Origin of the sequence: Phaeobacter sp. JH20_37 (genome assembly GCF_048056015.1) — a bacterium.
GTDB lineage: Bacteria > Pseudomonadota > Alphaproteobacteria > Rhodobacterales > Rhodobacteraceae > Phaeobacter > Phaeobacter bryozoorum.
On sequence record NZ_JAYMWW010000006.1, the window covers coordinates 118,148 to 135,337 of the forward strand.

Annotated in this window: 16 protein-coding genes; 10 read left to right on the forward strand and 6 right to left on the reverse strand. The window is 63.9% G+C overall.

Annotated features, from left to right (window positions below):
* Positions 1–232 precede the first annotated feature (232 nt).
* The 3 genes from VWZ87_RS02765 (at position 233) to VWZ87_RS02775 (ending at position 3,357) form a co-directional block, all read left to right on the forward strand.
* The gene (locus tag VWZ87_RS02765) at positions 233–2,086 is read left to right on the forward strand and encodes an ABC-F family ATP-binding cassette domain-containing protein (RefSeq protein ID WP_340545878.1); all 1,854 of its coding nucleotides are present in this window, start codon (positions 233–235) and stop codon (positions 2,084–2,086) included.
* Entirely contained in the window at positions 2,083–2,706 is a 624-nt protein-coding gene (locus VWZ87_RS02770) for a MarC family protein (protein ID WP_340545879.1), read from the forward strand. The genes VWZ87_RS02765 and VWZ87_RS02770 overlap by 4 nt, the downstream gene beginning before the upstream one ends.
* 69 nt (positions 2,707–2,775) lie before the next feature.
* Positions 2,776–3,357 (forward strand): retropepsin-like aspartic protease family protein, encoded by a 582-nt coding sequence (locus tag VWZ87_RS02775; RefSeq protein ID WP_416534211.1) that lies wholly within the window; start codon positions 2,776–2,778, stop codon positions 3,355–3,357.
* Positions 3,358–3,391: 34 nt separating this feature from the next.
* Here VWZ87_RS02775 and VWZ87_RS02780 read toward each other — a convergent pair whose 3' ends face one another.
* Together VWZ87_RS02780 and VWZ87_RS02785 are read right to left on the reverse strand one after the other, a co-directional pair.
* Complete coding sequence (locus tag VWZ87_RS02780) at positions 3,392–3,856, reverse strand: DNA polymerase III subunit chi (RefSeq protein ID WP_416534212.1); 465 nt, start codon at positions 3,854–3,856, stop codon at positions 3,392–3,394.
* Positions 3,857–3,876: 20 nt separating this feature from the next.
* A complete protein-coding gene (locus VWZ87_RS02785) occupies positions 3,877–5,352 on the reverse strand; it encodes a leucyl aminopeptidase (RefSeq protein ID WP_416534213.1) in 1,476 nt (491 codons plus the stop codon).
* 226 nt (positions 5,353–5,578) lie between these two features.
* On the opposite strand from VWZ87_RS02785, the gene lptF reads away from it, so the two are divergent.
* From lptF to rsmA, 6 genes are all read left to right on the forward strand, one after another.
* Positions 5,579–6,730 (forward strand): LPS export ABC transporter permease LptF, encoded by a 1,152-nt coding sequence (lptF, locus tag VWZ87_RS02790; RefSeq protein WP_416534214.1) that lies wholly within the window; start codon positions 5,579–5,581, stop codon positions 6,728–6,730.
* Positions 6,727–7,830: an LPS export ABC transporter permease LptG gene (gene lptG / locus VWZ87_RS02795; protein WP_340545884.1), complete on the forward strand. Its 1,104-nt coding sequence runs from the start codon at positions 6,727–6,729 to the stop codon at positions 7,828–7,830. The genes lptF and lptG overlap by 4 nt, the downstream gene beginning before the upstream one ends.
* A 1-nt stretch (position 7,831) precedes the next feature.
* On the forward strand, positions 7,832–10,018 hold the full coding sequence (locus tag VWZ87_RS02800) for an LPS-assembly protein LptD (RefSeq protein ID WP_416534215.1): 2,187 nt from the start codon (positions 7,832–7,834) through the stop codon (positions 10,016–10,018).
* Positions 10,003–11,271 carry a peptidylprolyl isomerase gene (locus VWZ87_RS02805; RefSeq protein WP_416534216.1) on the forward strand — a complete coding sequence of 423 codons (1,269 nt, stop codon included), beginning with the start codon at positions 10,003–10,005 and terminating at the stop codon, positions 11,269–11,271. The genes VWZ87_RS02800 and VWZ87_RS02805 overlap by 16 nt, the downstream gene beginning before the upstream one ends.
* A complete protein-coding gene (gene pdxA / locus VWZ87_RS02810; protein ID WP_416534217.1) occupies positions 11,268–12,272 on the forward strand; it encodes a 4-hydroxythreonine-4-phosphate dehydrogenase PdxA in 1,005 nt (334 codons plus the stop codon). The genes VWZ87_RS02805 and pdxA overlap by 4 nt, the downstream gene beginning before the upstream one ends.
* An 85-nt stretch (positions 12,273–12,357) precedes the next feature.
* The gene (gene rsmA / locus VWZ87_RS02815; RefSeq protein ID WP_340545888.1) at positions 12,358–13,203 is read left to right on the forward strand and encodes a 16S rRNA (adenine(1518)-N(6)/adenine(1519)-N(6))-dimethyltransferase RsmA; all 846 of its coding nucleotides are present in this window, start codon (positions 12,358–12,360) and stop codon (positions 13,201–13,203) included.
* 141 nt (positions 13,204–13,344) lie between these two features.
* Here the strand turns inward: rsmA and VWZ87_RS02820 are convergent, their stop codons facing one another.
* The 3 genes from VWZ87_RS02820 to prfA all read right to left on the reverse strand — a co-directional run bounded on the left by VWZ87_RS02820 (position 13,345) and on the right by prfA (position 16,189).
* Positions 13,345–14,055: a DUF4167 domain-containing protein gene (locus tag VWZ87_RS02820; protein WP_416534218.1), complete on the reverse strand. Its 711-nt coding sequence runs from the start codon at positions 14,053–14,055 to the stop codon at positions 13,345–13,347.
* A gap of 224 nt (positions 14,056–14,279) precedes the next feature.
* On the reverse strand, positions 14,280–15,137 hold the full coding sequence (gene prmC, locus VWZ87_RS02825) for a peptide chain release factor N(5)-glutamine methyltransferase (protein WP_416534219.1): 858 nt from the start codon (positions 15,135–15,137) through the stop codon (positions 14,280–14,282).
* Positions 15,134–16,189, reverse strand: a complete 1,056-nt coding sequence (prfA, locus tag VWZ87_RS02830; RefSeq protein ID WP_340546327.1) for a peptide chain release factor 1 — start codon at positions 16,187–16,189, stop codon at positions 15,134–15,136. Before prfA ends, prmC begins: the two co-directional genes overlap by 4 nt.
* A 164-nt stretch (positions 16,190–16,353) precedes the next feature.
* Here prfA and VWZ87_RS02835 point away from each other — a divergent pair, with 164 nt between their 5' ends.
* Positions 16,354–16,650: a hypothetical protein gene (locus VWZ87_RS02835; RefSeq protein ID WP_416534244.1), complete on the forward strand. Its 297-nt coding sequence runs from the start codon at positions 16,354–16,356 to the stop codon at positions 16,648–16,650.
* A gap of 82 nt (positions 16,651–16,732) precedes the next feature.
* Here the strand turns inward: VWZ87_RS02835 and VWZ87_RS02840 are convergent, their stop codons facing one another.
* Positions 16,733–17,155 (reverse strand): DUF1499 domain-containing protein, encoded by a 423-nt coding sequence (locus VWZ87_RS02840; protein ID WP_340545891.1) that lies wholly within the window; start codon positions 17,153–17,155, stop codon positions 16,733–16,735.
* Positions 17,156–17,190 lie beyond the last annotated feature (35 nt).

Below are 17,190 nucleotides of genomic sequence, written 5' to 3' on the forward strand. Positions count from 1 at the left end.
CGCGGGATGGACCTCCCGGGACCGGAAACTTCGCGCGCCGCCTAGCATGGCTTGCGCGCCATGGGAAGGGGGTTGTTGCACTGCCGCTGCCCCGTGCGGGCCATCGGCGGGCCAAAGTAGCAGGCCAGAGTCGCGACATATATGTCCGTTCGGACGCATCGCGGCACGCTTTGGCCCATTGGACGCCCCGAGGCCAATTGACAGCACCGGGTCACTGGGTCACACCGCTGCCATGTTACGTATCAGCGATATCTCCTATGCGGTCGAAGGCCGTCTATTGTTCGATGGCGCCAGCGCCACGATCCCCACAGGCCACAAGGTCGGATTGGTGGGCCGCAACGGCACCGGCAAGACCACCCTGTTCCGCCTCATCCGCAATGAGCTCTCGCTGGAATCCGGCAGCATCTCGCTGCCCAGCCGGTCGCGCATTGGCGGTGTCGCGCAGGAAGCGCCAGCCTCGGGTGTGTCGCTGATCGATACGGTGCTGGCCGCCGATACCGAGCGCGCCGAGCTGCTGGCGGAGGCCGAGACCGCACAGGATCCGGGCCGGATTGCCGAAATCCAGACCCGCCTTGCCGATATCGACGCCTGGTCCGCCGAAGCCCGCGCCGCCTCGATCCTGAAGGGGCTGGGGTTTGACTATGAGGCGCAGCAGCGCCCCTGTTCGGATTTCTCCGGCGGCTGGCGGATGCGGGTCGCGCTGGCGGCGGTGCTGTTTTCGCAACCCGATCTGCTGCTGCTCGATGAGCCGACCAACTATCTGGACCTGGAAGGCGCGCTGTGGCTGGAGGCCTATCTGGTCAAGTATCCGCACACCGTGATCATCATCAGCCACGACCGCGAGCTGCTGAACCGCTCAGTGAATGGCATCCTGCATCTCGAAGATCTCGGGCTGACGTTTTATTCCGGCAACTATGATCAGTTTGCCCGCCAGCGCGCTGCCAACCGCGCCAATCAGGCGGCACAGGCCAAGAAGCAGGACGCCCGCCGGGCGCATTTGCAGGCCTTTGTCGATCGGTTCAAGGCCAAGGCAAGCAAGGCCAAACAGGCGCAGAGCCGCGTCAAGATGCTGGAGAAGATGGAGACCATCCGCGCGCCCGAAGACGCCGCGCGCACGGTCTTCACCTTTCCCGAACCCGAAGAACTGTCGCCGCCGATCATCGCCACCGAGGGCGCATCGGTGGGCTATGACGGCACCACGATCCTGAGCCGGCTGGACCTGCGCATTGATCAGGACGACCGCATTGCGCTTCTGGGCAAAAACGGTGAGGGCAAATCCACCCTCTCCAAGATGCTGTCGGGCCGGCTGGATGTAATGACGGGCAAGATGACCCAGTCCAGCAAGCTGCGGATCGGCTTCTTTGCCCAGCATCAGGTCGATGAGCTGCATATTGACGAAACCCCGTTGCAGCATCTGCAACGCGAACGCCCCAATGAGGGCCAGGCCCGTCTGCGCGCAAGGCTGGCAGGCTTTGGTCTCGGGTCGGATCAGGCGGATACCGAGGTCGGGCGCCTCTCTGGTGGGCAAAAGGCGCGTCTGTCGCTGCTGCTGGCCACCCTGCCCGCGCCGCATCTGCTGATCCTCGACGAGCCGACCAACCACCTGGATATCGAAAGCCGCGAGGCGCTGGTGGAGGCGCTGACCGCCTATTCCGGCGCGGTCATTCTGGTCAGCCACGATATGCACCTGCTCAGCCTTGTTGCCGACCGGCTGTGGCTGGTCTCCGGCGGCACGGTGAAACCCTATGAGGGCGATCTGCCCTCCTACCGCGATCTGCTGCTTACACGGGACAAACCGGCGGGCAAATCCAAGGCCAAGGCGGAAAAGCCCAAACGCCCGTCGCGCGATGCGCTACAGGCGCTGCGCGCCGAGGTGCGCAAAGGCGAGGCACGGCTGGAGAAGGTCAGCGAAATGCGCGACAAACTGGCCAAGAAACTGGCCGATCCTGCCCTCTATGACGAAGATCGCAAGGATGAGGCGCTGGTCTGGCAGCGCAAATACGCCGAGGTGATGGAGGCGCAGGACCGGGCAGAGGATCTGTGGCTGAAGGCGGTTGAAAAACTGGAAAAGGCAGAAGCGCTATGATCGATACCGCCTTTCTGATCACCTCCTTTGTGACGCTGTTCGTGATTGTCGATCCGATTGGATTGACGCCGATCTTTCTGGCGCTGACCCAGGGCATGACGCCAGCGCAGCGGCGGGCGATTGCCCTGCGCTCCACCATCACCGCTGCGGTGCTGCTGGCGGTGTTTGCGGCCTTTGGCGAGGCGGTGCTGGGGTTTGCCGGGATTTCCATGGCCGCCTTTCGCATCGCCGGCGGCGTTCTGCTGTTCCTGACCGCGCTCGACATGTTGTTTGAACGTCGCAACAAGCGGCGCGAGGACCGCAGCGAGGAAGATGACTTTGACGATCCCTCGGTCTTTCCACTGGCGATCCCGCTGATTGCCGGGCCGGGCTCAATTGCCACGGTGATCCTGCTGACCGGTCAGCAGCCGGGGTTTGCCGGATTTGCCATGGTGATGGCGGTGGTCTTTGCAGTGCTGAGCATCCTGTTGCTGATGTGCCTGTTCTCCGGCCTGTTTGAACGGCTGCTGGGCAAGACCGGCATTACTGTTGTGACACGGCTGCTGGGGATGCTGCTGGCCGCGCTGTCGGTGCAATTCGTGCTGGACGGGTTGCAGGCCTTTGGATTTGCCGGGGGCTGAGCCTCTCGAAACTTTCCGGGTGCCTCCCCATATTGAGGGGAGAGATCGGCGCAAGGCAGGAGAAACAGGTTGGACGGCATCGAGACTCCACGATTGATCTATCTGGTGTTGCTGCTGGTCGCGGTTGGCTCCTGGGTGTTTGTGCAGAACCGGCAGGGGCTGGGCAAAACCGTGCAGCAGCTGGCGATCTGGGCCTTCATCTTCCTTGGCGTGATAGCCGGTTACGGCCTGTGGGAGGACATCCGCAGCACGGTGCAGCCGCAGCAGGTGGTGATGCGCGACGAGGGGCGCGTGGATGTGCCGCGTGCGCGCGACGGGCATTATTATCTGACCGTCGATGTCAACGAGGTGCCGGTGCGCTTCCTGGTCGATACCGGCGCCAGCGCCGTGGTGCTGAACGATGAAGATGCCCGACGGGTTGGCATTGATCCCGAAAGCCTTGCCTATCTGGGACGGGCGCGCACCGCCAATGGCGAGGTGCGCACTGCGCTGGCCACGGTCAAGAGCATGTCGCTGGGCGGCATCACTGACCGCGATATCACGCTTTCGGTGAACGAGGGGCAGATGGATCAGTCGCTCCTGGGGATGGATTACCTGCAACGCTGGTCCAGCATCGAGATCCGCAACGGATCGCTGATCCTGACGCGCTGAGGCCAGCGCCGCCCCCCCCTTCGCGGGTTGATACCTAGGCGGTTTTCTCGGCCTTTTTCTCCCAGCGCCCGCTCTCTTCGGACCAATATTGCGCTGAGCATCCCGCATCGGTGAGGGATTTCCACTGCACCCGTGCGCGGGCCACCGCGTCCGGGTTGGTGCCGTCAAACAGAATGCAGACCCGCTCCAGCGCGGCAACCTCCTCCGCCGTGACCTCGGCGCCATCCACCGCCATCAGGCAGCTGGTACCGGGCACCGGCGTCGCCTCATGGCTGAGCAGAACGGGCTGAAGCGCATCATGGGGGCCGCCGAGAATACCATGCGGAAGAAACTGCTCCTCCGGCCCAAGCCACAACCGTTCGTCCAGCTGCGTGATCCGCGGCAGGTCCACCCCGCGCACGACAATGCGCCACCCGGCGCCAAGCGCCTTGTCGAGGAGGACCGGCAGCGTCTCTTCAAGCGAACGCCGGGTCAGATGGTAGAAATAGGCCGCCCCCATGGTCTGTATCTCTGCCTGTCTCAGTCCGTCTCGAACATATTCTGCACCAGCCGGTTCAACGCCATGACGCCCCAGCCGGTCGCGCCTTTGGGGGCGTAGTCGGTGTCTGTCTTGACCGAGGCGACGCCTGCGATATCCAGATGGATCCAGGGGGTGTCTTCCTTGACGAAACGTTGCAGGAACTGCGCGGCGGTGATCGACCCGGCCGGGCGTCCACCGATGTTCTTCATGTCGGCAATGCGCGATTTCAGCATGTCGTCATAGGCCTTGCCCAGAGGCATCCGCCAGGCGCCCTCGCCCTCGGCTTCGGCGGCTTTCAGGAAGCGGTTGCAGAAGGTGTCGTCATTGGAGAAGACGCCCGCGTTTTCATGGCCAAGGCCGATGATAATGGCGCCAGTCAGGGTGGCGAGGTCGATCATGCCCACCGGTTTGAAGCGCTCCTGCGCGTACCACATCACGTCGCAGAGAACCAAGCGCCCCTCGGCGTCGGTATTGATCACCTCGACGGTGTCGCCCTTCATGGATCTGATGACATCGCCCGGGCGGGTCGCGTTGCCAGACGGCATGTTCTCGACCAGCCCGACAAGACCGACCACATTGGCTTTCGCCTTGCGCAGAGCCAGCGCCCGCATGGTGCCCGCAACAACGCCGGCACCGCCCATATCCATGGTCATGTCTTCCATGCCCGCGCCCGGTTTCAGCGAGATGCCGCCAGTGTCAAACACCACGCCCTTGCCCACCAGCGCCAGCGGTGCGGAATCGGTTTCGCCGCCGTTCCACTGCATCACCACCACTTTCGACGGGCTGTCGGACCCCTGCCCCACGCAGAGCAGCGTCCGCATGCCCAGCTCTTCCAGCTGGTCATCGTCGAGCACCTCAACCTTCAGTCCGAGGCTTTCCATCTCCGCCAGCCGATTGGCAAATTCTGTAGTGGTCAGCACATTGGCAGGCTCATTGACCAGATCGCGGGTCATGTGGACACCTTCGGCCACGGCTGCCAGCGGGCCATAGGCGGCCTCGACATCGGCGGGGGACTTATGGGCGATCACCACCTCAGCGTCGGAGGGGGCCTTGTCGCCGGTCTTGTGATCGTCAAAGCGATAGTCGCGCAGAGCCATCCCCAGCGCCAGATCCGCAGCGCGTGGCATGGAGCCTGCCATCACCGTCACCGATTTTCCATCGCTGCGCGCGGCCAGCTTGGCGCCGGCCTTGCGCGCCTCGATCGCGCTGATCTTGCGCGGGGTGACCAAAATATCCAGCGCCTCGGCTTTCATGCCAGCGGGCCAGGCCAGCGAAATCACATCGCCCGCCTTGGTCTTCTCAAAACCCTTCGCTTCAACCAGACGTGCCAGCGCCCCTTTGGTCAGCCGGTTTGCCGTGCGCGCTGCCTGCCCCAATGTCCCCTCCGGGGTGATCTGAACCACCACACGGCCCTCAATCTCGGAGAGGGTCTTGGGATCAAATTCGACAAAACGTGTAGGGGTCAGCGGACGCATATGCGGGGCTCCTGTCAGGGTCAATTCCTCAATCCCCAACAGGTAGCCTGCCTGTGCGACAATGACTAGGGCCAGATATGGTTTGACCGCCGTCGAAGGATGCGCCGAACGGGCTAGGGGGCGGCCACCGGCCGACTGTCGCGCGTCCGCAGAATGCAGTTTTCCCCGGCCAACAAATCCTCTAAGGTCTCCTCAAAACAAGGGCAGTAGGATCTGGGGGGATCGCGTGTCACGATACGACAGATATGTGCTGTCCCAATACCTGCTGTTTTTTGGGTTCTTTGCCTTGATTCTGGTGGCCGTATTCTGGATCAACCGCGCGGTGGTACTGTTTGACCGGCTGATCGGCGACGGGCAGTCGGCCTTGGTTTTCCTGGAATTCACCGCCCTTGCCCTGCCGAATCTGGTGCGTATGGTGCTGCCGGTTGCGGCCTTTGCCGCATCGGTCTGGGTGACCAACCGGCTCAACAGCGAAAGCGAACTGACGGTTCTGCGGGCCACCGGCACCAGCCCCTGGCAGATGGCGAAACCGGCGCTGGCCTTTGGCCTGATCACCGCGCTGATGATGTCGATCCTGACCCATGTTCTGCTGCCTGCCTCCATCGCAACGCTGGAGCAGCGCGAATCCGAGGTCGCCCGCAATGTGACAGCCAAGCTGCTGAGCGAGGGTGATTTCCTGCATCCGGCGCGCGGCGTCACCTTTTACATTGGTCGGATTGACCCCGATGGGACGCTCAATGACGTGTTCCTGTCCGATCGCCGCAACCCGGCAGAAAGCGTCACCTATACCGGCGGCAAGGCCTATCTGGTGCGCGACGACGACAGGACCCATCTGGTGATGGTTGATGGCATGTCACAGCGTATCGACGCTGAGACCCAGCGCCTGTCTTCCACCATCTTTTCCGATTTCTCCTATGATATCAGTAGCCTTGCCAACAAAGCTGAAGAAAAGACCCGCAATATCCGCGCCATCCCCAGCCTTGAGTTGCTGCGCGAGATGCCGAAGCTGATCGCCGATGGCCCCTATAGTGCCGGCGCGCTGGCCGAAGAGCTGCACCTGCGGTTTGCCCGTGCCCTGGTCTGTGTCGCTGTGGTGCTGATCGGCTTTGCCTCCCTGATGCTGGGCGGTTTCTCGCGATTTGGGGTCTGGCGGCAGGCGCTTCTTGCCTTTGTGCTGCTGATCTTTGTCGAGGGGCTGCGCGGCGTGGTCTCCGAACCGGTGCTGCACAACGCCGATTTCTGGCCGCTGATCTACCTGCCGACGCTGATCGGGCTGCTGGTCGGGCTGGCGTTTCTGCAATTGGCGGCCAAGCCGCTGGGACCACTGCTGGCGCGGCGGCGCCATAGCCGCCAAACCCGCAGGGAGCGCGCCACATGACCCTGGACCTGTATTACGCGCGCCGCTTTTTGCAATGGTTTGCAGTGATTTGCGGCGTCCTGTTAACGCTTGTGATGTTGATCGACCTGAATGAGCAGATCCGCCGGTTTGAGGCGCAGGACCTGTCGCTGGGCCAGCTGTTCGGCCTGACGCTGCTCAATACCCCTGCGGCGCTGAGTGAATTTCTGCCGTTGATCATGATCCTCACCACCATCGTGCTGTTCATCGGGCTGGCGCGCAGCAGCGAGCTGGTGGTGACCCGCGCCATTGGCCGCTCGGGCATCCGCGCGCTGGCGGCTCCGGTGTTGCTGGCGGCGCTGATCGGGGTGCTGGCTGTCAGCACGTTGAACCCGATCGTGGCGGCGACCTCCAACCGCTACCGCGATCTGGCGGAGACCTACCGCAACGGCGGCCCGGCGGCGCTGTCTCTTACCGGTGAGGGCTTGTGGCTGCGGCAGGGCGGCGCGTTGGGGCAATCGGTCATCCACGCCACCGGCTACAGCGGCGATACCGGCGATATCACGCTCCATGATGTGACGATCCTTTCTTACGGCCCCGAAGGCCGCCCGATCCGCCAGACCCTTGCGGAACAGGCGACGCTGGATGGCGGCGACTGGGTGCTGACCAAGGCCAAGGTCTGGCCGCTCATCGTGGGTGTGAACCCCGAGACCAACGCCGAGCGGCACCCGACACTGCGCCTCTCGACCACGCTGACATCGGAGCGGATTCGCGACACGCTGGGCACTGCGACCGGGATCTCCGTCTACGATCTGCCCGCCACGATCCGCGAGCTGTCCGAGGCCGGGTTCTCCACCAAGCGCTATGAGGTTTGGTTGCAGGTGGAACTGGCGCGACCGCTGTTCCTGATCGCCATGGCGCTGGTTGGCGCCGCCTTTACCATGCGCCATACGCGGTTTGGCGGCACCGGTCTGGCGGTTCTGACAGCGGTGCTGCTGGGGTTCGGGCTTTATTTCCTGCGCAATTTCGCCCAGATCCTGGGGGAAAACGGCCAGATCCCCGTGGCGCTGGCCGGCTGGGCACCGCCGGTGGCGGCGATCCTGCTGACGATGGGGTTACTCTTACATGCCGAGGACGGATAACATGCGCCGCGCCCTGCTACTCTCGACGGTTCTGCCCTGGCTGGCGGTTGGCCAGCTGGCGCTGAGCGATGTCGCCCATGCCCAGAGCGCCCGCCCCGGCGCCGCTGCGCAATCGGCTGATACGCCCGCAATTCTGGTGGCCGATCAGCTGTTCATCACCCCGGATCGTACCCTGGTGGCCGAAGGCAATGTCGAAGCCTTCCAGGGCGATGTCAGGCTCCGGGCGCGGAAGATCACCTTTGATCAGACCCAAGGCGCCCTGCAGATCGAAGGCCCCATTCGCATCGATGAAGGCGGCGACATCACCATTCTGGCTGATGCTGCCGAGCTGGACCGGGATCTGCGCAATGGCCTGCTGGTCGGCGCGCGCATGGTGTTTCAGCAGCAGCTGCAACTGGCCTCCCTGCAGATGACCCGCGTTGGCGGCCGCTACACGCAGCTTTACAAAACCGCTGTCACCTCCTGCCATGTCTGCACCGACGGGCGGCCGCCGCTCTGGCAGATCCGGGCCGAGCGGATCACCCACGATCAGCAGGAGCGCCAGCTCTATCTGGAGAACGCCCAGCTGAGGATCTTGGACACGCCGGTGTTCTATTTCCCCGGCATCCGCCTGCCCGACCCGACGCTGGAGCGGGCCAATGGATTTCTGATTCCGTCGATCCGCACCACCTCGAACCTCGGCACCGGGGTGAAACTGCCGTATTTCCTGACCATCGGCCCACATCGTGACCTGACGCTGTCGCCCTACCTGTCGTCGCGCACCCGGACGCTGGACATGCGCTATCGTCAGGCCTTCCGCCGTGGCGAGATCGAAGTCAACGGCGCCTATACCCGGGATGAGCTCTACCGGGGCGAGGATCGCGGCTATGTCTTTGCCGAGGGGACCTTTGACCTGCCCAATGCGTTCAAGCTGCGGTTCGATCTCAAGACGGTGTCGGATGATGCCTATCTGGTCGACTACGGCCTGCGTGATCTGGACCGCCTCCGCTCCGAGGTTGTGGTGACCAAGGTCGAGCGCGACAGCCTGTTCCGCGCCAGCGCGATTTCCTACAAGACACTGCGCGATAGCGAAAATCAGGATCTGATCCCGTCCTCCGTCGGCAACCTCTACTATGAACGACGGTTTTTCCCGACGCAGATCGGCGGCGAGCTGCGCCTGTCACTGGAAACCCACGGTCATAACCGAACCTCCGACATCCGGGGCAACCTGACCGATCCGGGCGGCCGCGATATTGGCCGGGCGACATTTGATGTGGACTGGAACCGCAGCTGGCGCTTTGCCAACGGGCTGGTGGCGGACTGGTCGCTGGGCGCTGCGGCGGATGCCTTTGCGGTCTATGACGACGATGTCTTTGCCAACAACACCTCGCGCTTCAGCCCACGCAGCGCGCTCACCTTCCGCCTGCCGATGACCCGGCGGGAGCAGTCCGGCGCCACGCAGTTTCTGGAACCGATCCTGCAGATCGGCTGGACCGATACCGGCGATACCGCTGTCCCCAACGACGAAAGCAATTTCGTGGAGTTCGACCGGGGCAACCTGCTGGATCTGTCGCGGTTTCCGGCCACCGATGCGCGCGAGGACGGGGTGACGGTGGCTTTCGGGCTGAACTGGGCGCGGTTCTCGCCCAGTGGCTGGCAGGCCTCGGCCACCATCGGGCAGGTGTTCCGCGACAGCGACGATGGTCGGTTCACCAAGAGCTCCGGCCTCGGCGGCACCTCCTCCGACCTCCTGATGGCCGCGCAGCTGAAACTGAACGATGATCTGGCGATCACCACGCGGGGCCTGTTGAACGGCTCACTCAACTTCTCCAAGGCGGAGGTGCGCGGCGACTGGATGACCGACCGCAGCCGCCTGACCGGCACCTATATGTGGCTGGGCACCGATCCCGCCGAAGGCCGCGCCGAGGAGGTCTCCGAACTCTGGTTCGACGGTGCCTATGAGGTCAGCCCCGGCTGGACCGCCAGCGCCAATCTGCGCTACGACATCTCTGACGCCCGGGCCACCCGCGCAGGCCTCGGGCTGGTCTATTCCAACGAATGCGTGACGGTCGATCTTTCGGTCAACCGGCGCTATACATCGACAACAAGTGTTGAGCCGACAACGGATTTCGGCTTTACCATCGCGTTAAACGGGTTTTCCGTGGACAGCGGCAGCAAGAAGTACAGGCGATCATGCAAAAACACCTGAGTTTCCGGCCCCAAGATGCGGCCCCCTTCGTTCAGCGACTGACCCAGACCGCAACAGCCGTGGCGCTGGCAGCGGCGGTGATCTTCGCCCCCGCTCCCGCCGCCCTGGCACAGGGGCTGTTTGCCCCGGCGGTGACGGTGAATGACGCAGTGGTCACAAATTACGAGCTGCAACAGCGCGCCCGGTTCCTGACCCTGCTGCGCGATCCGGGCGATCCGCTGGAAAAAGCCCGCGAAGACCTCATCGAGGACCGGTTGAAACTCGACGTTCTGGCCCAGGCCGGGATCGAGCCGGCCGAAGAAGAAATTGTCGCAGGTATGACCGAACTGGCCGGCCGCGCCAATCTCAGCCTGCAGGAATTCCTGAATGTGCTGGGTCAGAACGGCGTGGCACCTGAAACCCTGCGCGATTTCACCCGTGTGGGCATCGCATGGCGCGAATATGTTGCCGCTCGCTATCTGGCACAGGCTCGCCCCAGCGAGGAAGAGATCGACCGCGCCATGGGGCTTGCCGGTTCCGGTGGTGTCGAGGTGCTCCTGTCCGAGCTGATCATGCCGATCAACGCGCAGAATGCCGCCCAGGTCGAGGATATCGCCCAACAGGTCAGCCGGATCACCACCACCGGCGCGTTTTCGCAGGCCGCGCAACAATATTCGGCCACGGCCACCCGGCAAAGCGGCGGACGGCTGCCCTGGATGCCGCTGACCAACCTGCCCCCCCAGCTGCAACAGGTCGTCCTGGCGCTGCGCCCCGGTGAAGTCACTGCGCCGCTGCCGCTGGATGGCGCGGTTGCCCTGTTCCAGCTGCGTGATCTGCGCGAAACCAGCGGCGCCGCACCCAGCTATGCCGCCATCGAATACGCGGCCTACTATCTGCCCGGAGGCCGCACCCCCGAGGCGCTGGCCGCTGGCACCAAGGTGGTCAATGCGGTTGACAGCTGCGATGATCTCTATGGTGTGGCCAAGGGTCAGGATCCCTCTGTACTGGACCGCGAAACCCTGGCGCCGGGTGAGATCCCGCAGGATATCGCCATTGAACTTGCCAAGCTCGACCCTAATGAGACCTCGCTGGCGCTGACCCGCAACAATGGCCAGACCCTGATGCTGCTGATGCTCTGTGGCCGCACCGCTGAAGTGAACGCTGAAGCCAGCCGCGAAAGCGTCGGCAATGCGCTGACCCAGCAACGGCTCGGCGCCTTTGCCGACAGCCTTCTGGAACAGCTGAAAGCCGACGCGCGGATCAGCGGGGAATGAGCCGCCCTGCCCGCCCCTTGCCCATCGCGCTCAGCTGTGGGGAACCGGCGGGTATCGGCCCGGAACTGGCGGTCAAAGCCTGGCAGGACTTGCGCGACAGTTGCCCGTTCCTGTGGCTGGGCGATCCGCGACACCTGCCCACGGGAACAGACTGGCAAGAGATCGACAATGCCGCTGAGGCCGTCGATGTCAGTGCCAGCGCTGTGCCTGTGCTGCGGGTCGACTTTGCCGCCCCAACCGTGCCCGGACAGCTCAACCCCGAAAATGCCGCCGGTGTCATCCGCGCCATTGAGGCCGGTGTCTCGCTGGTGCAATCCGGCGAGGCCAGCGCGCTCTGCACCGCGCCGATCCACAAGAAGGCGCTGATTGACGGCGCCGCATTTGCCTACCCCGGCCATACCGAGTTTCTCGCCCATCTGGGCGGCACGCCAAATGTCGTCATGATGTTGGCAAGCCCGGAGCTGCGGGTGGTGCCCGCCACCATCCATATCCCTCTGTCACAGGTCCCGCGGCAGCTGACGGCCGACGGCCTGCGCCGCACGATTGAAATCACCGCGCAGGGGCTGCGGGACCAGTTTGGCCTGGCCCACCCCCGGATTGCGGTTGCGGGGCTGAACCCCCATGCCGGTGAAGATGGCGCCATGGGCCACGAAGAGCTGGATTGGATGCGCGGGCTGATTGCCGATATGCAGGGCGGCGCCTATACGCTCTCTGGGCCGCACCCTGCCGACACGATGTTCCATGCCGCTGCACGCGCGCGTTATGACGCGGCGATCTGCATGTATCACGATCAGGCGCTGATCCCGATCAAGACGCTCGATTTCGATCGCGGCGTCAATGTCACGCTGGGGCTGCCGTTCATCCGCACCTCGCCGGATCACGGCACTGCCTGCGATATCGCCGGTCAGGGGATCGCCAACCCCTCCAGCCTGATCGAGGCGCTGCGGCTGGCGCAATCCATGGCGCAGCGCCGGACCCCGAACGCGGCCAGCAGCACTTGAAACTTCTTCTGGCCGGAAATATCCCCGCCGGAGGCATGAAAATCTAAGGCGCAGCCGCTGCGCCCCGTCCCAAGGTACAGATGATATGAGCGCTATCGACTCCCTTCCTCCCCTGCGTGAGGTGATCGAGACCCACCAGCTCTCGGCGCGCAAATCGCTGGGGCAGAATTTTCTTCTGGATCTGAACCTGACGGCAAAAATTGCCCGCCAGGCCGGCGACCTCAGCGAATGCGACGTGCTGGAAATCGGTCCCGGTCCCGGCGGTCTGACCCGCGGTCTGCTGGCCGAAGGCGCGCGGCGCGTGCTGGCGGTGGAGAAGGACAGCCGCTGCATCCCCGCACTCGCAGAGGTGGCCGCGGCCTATCCGGGCCGGTTGCAGGTCATCGAAGGTGACGCGCTGGAGGTGAACCCGCTCACCCATCTGACACCGCCCATCCGCATCGCCGCCAACCTGCCCTACAACGTCGGTACCGAACTGCTGGTGCGCTGGCTGACACCAAAGGCCTGGCCGCCCTTCTGGCAGAGCCTGACGCTGATGTTCCAGCGCGAGGTCGCCGAACGGATCGTCGCGCAGCCCGGCAGCAAGGCCTATGGACGACTGGCGCTGCTGGCGCAATGGCGCGCCGATGCCCGCATCGTGCTGTCGCTGCCGCCGGAGGCCTTCAGCCCGCCACCCAAGGTCCATAGCGCGGTGGTGCATCTGAAAGCGCTGGAGGCACCCCGGTATCCGGCAGATGCCGGCACGCTGAACAAGGTGGTGGCCGCCGCCTTCAACCAGCGCCGCAAGATGCTGCGCGCCAGTCTCAAGAGCGTGAGCCCCGATATTGAGGATCACCTTGTGGCGGTGGGCATTCCACCAACCGAGCGGGCGGAACAGGTCGGGCTGGAAGCCTTCTGCGCGCTGGCGCGAAGCCTGAAGAACGAATCCTGACCAGCCACGCCAGACAGGCAACAACATCCATCCCAGGCTGTCCGCAATGTGACCGACAAGAGAAAAGCCCGGTCTCAGCTGAGACCGGGCTTTTTATCTATCCCTGTATCCTTCGATCCGGTCGAACGGCCGGCCTGCGGATTATTCGGCCGCTTCGGGAGCGTCTTCAGCCGTGGGTTTCGGCTTGGGCTTGCGCCGAGGTGCTGGTTTGCGTTCCGGTGCCGCGGCCCCATCTGCTGCCGGGGCATCGGCGCCCGCCTTGGGCGCGTCCGCGTTTGCCTCATCGGTCGAGCTGCTGTCAGGCTTGTCGCCCTCAGCTTTGGGCTTGCGGCTGCGCGGTTTGCGCGCTGCTGGCTTTGCCGGTTTGCTGTCGCCGTCGCTGTCGGCGGCGGACTGATCGCGGCTCTCGGGTGTTTCCACCAGGCCACTGTCACCATTGCCATCGCGCGGATCCATCACGTCGGGCTGGGGCGCGGCGGACGGATCGTCGGAGCGGCTGCCCGCCTCGCGTTCCTGGCGCTCCAGACGCTCTGCGCGTTCACGGTCCCGCTCAGCCTGACGCTCGCGGTTCTGGCGTTCCTGCTCTTCGCGACGCGCATCAATTTCGCGTTGCGCTTCGTTCAGCATACGCAGGTAATGCTCAGCATGCTGTTGGAAATTCTCGGTGGCAACGCGATCATTGCTCAGCTGGGCATCGCGCGCCAGCTGATTGTATTTGTCGATGATCTGTTGCGGCGTTCCGCGTACCTTGCCTTCGGGGCCGGAGCTGTCGAACACGCGGTTGACAACATTTGCGCCTGCTGGGCGGTTCCGGTTCGACTTGGAACGCGAACGTGATTTGGACGATCTCATATGCCTAACGTCAGCCTTGATTGTATTTGTCGTGGATCCATACCAGCGCGCCTCTGCGCCGGATCATCGACCATTTTGGGCTTGATGTCGCCGGGAGGTATTCTTTACCTCACCCTAAAGCGACTTCTTTGAGTAATCATGTTCCGCCCTTTCAGACAAGGGGGTCCAGGCGATTATCGGTGCTTTTTCTTACGAAACTACAAATTCAGGCCATTTTCACGGGTTTAGGAGCTGTTTTGGCCACAGCTGCGGCCACAGACCACCCGGTCGCGCCCATCCATATCCGGCAGGATGCGGACCTCTTTCAACCCGGCCGACAGCAGAAGATCACTGACCGCCGTACCCTGCGTCGGGCCGATCTCCAGAAAGACCCGCCCCCCTGCGGCCAGATGATCGCCGAGATCGGCGGCGATGGTCCGATAGGCGCCAAGCCCGTCGCCGCCATCCGTCAGCGCCATCTCCGGCTCATGGGCGCGCACCTCATCCGAAATCTCCGACATTTCGTCAAGCGCGATATAGGGCGGGTTGGAGACAATCAGATCGAACTTCCCCTCGACGGCGGAAAACCAGTCCGACTGCAGGATTTCGGCACGCGCCTCAACCCGGTGCAGCACCGCATTGGCGCTCGCCTGAAGGCAGGCAGCTTCGCTCAGATCGACGCCAACGCCGGTCGCGGCACGCTGCTCGGCCAGCAGGGTGACCAGAATGCAGCCCGAACCAAGGCCGAGGTCCAGCACCCGCGAGAACGGTTCGGCCAACGCCGCCTCGATCAGGGTTTCGGTTTCAGGACGCGGATCCAGCACATCGCCGGAGACCTTGAAGCGGCGGCCATAAAACTCCCGCTCGCCAATCAGCTGAGACACCGGCACCCGGATGGCGCGCAGGGCGATGAGCTGCTCATAGCGCTCGGCGATTTCAGGCGCCAGATCTTCGGGCGCGATCAGGGTCACGCGGCTGGCCTCGATCCGGGCGGCATGGGCCAGCAGGATCCGCGCATCGCGCGCCGGGTCCGGCACACCGGCCGCGCGCAGCCGGGCCGCAGCGGCAGCCATCGCCTGAGCGGCTGTCTGCGGCGCGTTCATTGGCCCATCTCGGCCAGCAGCCGCGCCTGATCGTCCGCCGTCAGCGCGTCGATGATCTCGTCCAGATCGCCCTGCATGATCTGGTCAAGCTTATAGAGCGTCAGGTTGATACGGTGATCCGACATCCGGCCCTGCGGAAAGTTGTAGGTACGGATCCGCTCCGACCGGTCGCCAGAGCCAACCTGACTGGCGCGATCGGCGGACCGTTCACTGTCGATGCGCTGGCGCTCCAGATCGTAAAGCCGCGTGCGCATGACCTGCATCGCGATCTCGCGGTTGCGGTGCTGCGATTTCTCGGAGCTGACCACAATAATACCGGTGGGAATATGGGTGATCCGCACGGCGGAATCGGTGGTGTTCACATGCTGGCCACCGGCCCCGGAGGCGCGCATGGTGTCGATCCGCAGATCCGCCGGATCAATGCGCAGATCGACATCCTCTGCCTCGGGCAGCACCGCAACCGTGGCGGCAGAGGTGTGGATGCGCCCGCCGGATTCGGTCACCGGAACGCGCTGCACGCGGTGGACACCGGACTCATATTTCAACCGGGCAAAGACGTTTTCGCCTTTGACATGGGCGACCACCTCTTTCAGCCCGCCGAGTTCGGTTGTCTGTTCCTCGATGATGTCAAACCCCCAGCCCCGCGCCTCGGCGTAGCGCTGATACATGCGCAGCAGATCCCCGGCGAACAGGGCCGCCTCATCGCCGCCGGTGCCGGGGCGGATTTCCAGAATGGCCGGGCGGCTGTCGGCCTCATCCCGGGGCAGCAGCGCCAGTTGTAGCGCATGTTCGGCCTCGGGCAGCGCCGCGCGCAGCTGGGGCAGCTCCTCCTCCGCCAGCGCCGCCATATCGGGATCGGCGAGCATGTCTTCTGCTTCCTGAAGATCGGACAGCAGGCGGCGATAGGCGCTGATCTGCTCGGCAACCGGGCGCAGATCGGAATATTCCTTGGCCAGAGCCGCAATATCGCCGCCTGCGACACCCTCTGCCATTGCGGCCTCAAGATACTGAAACCGTTGTAAAATCTGCTCGAGGCGGTCTTCGGGGATCATGCGTGCAATATCCGTATCGATCTGTCTTTTGCGCAAGGCTGCCCTTGTGATATGCTAGGGTCATGCAACATGCCAGTCCTCATATTGCGGGAAAGGATCATGCGCAGCGCCGCCTGCCTGAGCTTGGGTGGCTGACCCCTGCGACACCAGGCCTGCCCCGCTCTTTGCTGTATCTGCTGGGGTTTGCGCTGGCTTGGAGCGCAACCGCGTCGCCCATTCGGGCCGATGTTGTCGCGCCGAATGGGCGCACGATCGACTGTTATTGCACCGACAAGAGCGGCAGCCGGGTTGAGCTCGGCGAATTTGTCTGCCTGCAGGTCGACGGGCGCATGTTCACGGCCCAATGCCAGATGTCGCTGAATGTGCCGATGTGGCGCGAAGTTCAGGCGGGCTGCCTTGCGGCTGAGGCTGATACGGCGCCGGCCATCTCGACGGCTGCGGAGCCGCTGCCGCGGATCTGATCCCTCCGATATGCGTTTGTTGACATTGGCCTGTCATATCAGGCCGGGCAGCATACGCGGCCGGGAGATCCGCATCAGGGCGCTATTGCGGTGCGGGCGCCATCTGCGCGATCCAGCTGTTGATCCGGTCATTGTTGGCGCCCAGATCGGAGCGGCCAAACCGCAGACGGGCATAGACTTTCAGCAGATCGCCATCCTGCCGCGCGGTGGTGTAATCGGGAAAGCCCAGAAACCGCGTACGCGTCACATAGGTGACCATCTCATCCTCAACCGAACCGGCCAGCACACGGGTGCGCGGAGCGTTGCTGGCAACGTTGTGGAACCGCTCCAGCCCGTCCTCGCCACTGCGCAGCACCCGGAACACGCCACCGCGAAAGGTCTTGTCTTCGGTGAATTCAGGCTGGGTGTTCCAGTCCAGCGGATCGCTGGGCGCCAGCCGGATAAACCCGAGCACCACAACGACTGCTGCGATGCTCAGCCAGACAAATATCATCACTCGACCCATATGGTCCGCTCTCCCTCGTGGCGGCTGCCACTGGA

Coding starts and splice junctions, on each gene's coding strand:
- VWZ87_RS02765 (WP_340545878.1), top strand. CDS start 233: ATGTTACGTATCAGCGATATCTCCTATGCGGTCGAAGGCCGTCTATTG.
- VWZ87_RS02770 (WP_340545879.1), top strand. CDS start 2,083: ATGATCGATACCGCCTTTCTGATCACCTCCTTTGTGACGCTGTTCGTG.
- VWZ87_RS02780 (WP_416534212.1), bottom strand. CDS start 3,856: ATGGGGGCGGCCTATTTCTACCATCTGACCCGGCGTTCGCTTGAAGAG.
- VWZ87_RS02785 (WP_416534213.1), bottom strand. CDS start 5,352: ATGCGTCCGCTGACCCCTACACGTTTTGTCGAATTTGATCCCAAGACC.
- lptG (WP_340545884.1), top strand. CDS start 6,727: ATGACCCTGGACCTGTATTACGCGCGCCGCTTTTTGCAATGGTTTGCA.
- VWZ87_RS02800 (WP_416534215.1), top strand. CDS start 7,832: ATGCGCCGCGCCCTGCTACTCTCGACGGTTCTGCCCTGGCTGGCGGTT.
- VWZ87_RS02805 (WP_416534216.1), top strand. CDS start 10,003: ATGCAAAAACACCTGAGTTTCCGGCCCCAAGATGCGGCCCCCTTCGTT.
- pdxA (WP_416534217.1), top strand. CDS start 11,268: ATGAGCCGCCCTGCCCGCCCCTTGCCCATCGCGCTCAGCTGTGGGGAA.
- rsmA (WP_340545888.1), top strand. CDS start 12,358: ATGAGCGCTATCGACTCCCTTCCTCCCCTGCGTGAGGTGATCGAGACC.
- VWZ87_RS02820 (WP_416534218.1), bottom strand. CDS start 14,055: ATGAGATCGTCCAAATCACGTTCGCGTTCCAAGTCGAACCGGAACCGC.
- prmC (WP_416534219.1), bottom strand. CDS start 15,137: ATGAACGCGCCGCAGACAGCCGCTCAGGCGATGGCTGCCGCTGCGGCC.
- prfA (WP_340546327.1), bottom strand. CDS start 16,189: ATGATCCCCGAAGACCGCCTCGAGCAGATTTTACAACGGTTTCAGTAT.
- VWZ87_RS02840 (WP_340545891.1), bottom strand. CDS start 17,155: ATGGGTCGAGTGATGATATTTGTCTGGCTGAGCATCGCAGCAGTCGTT.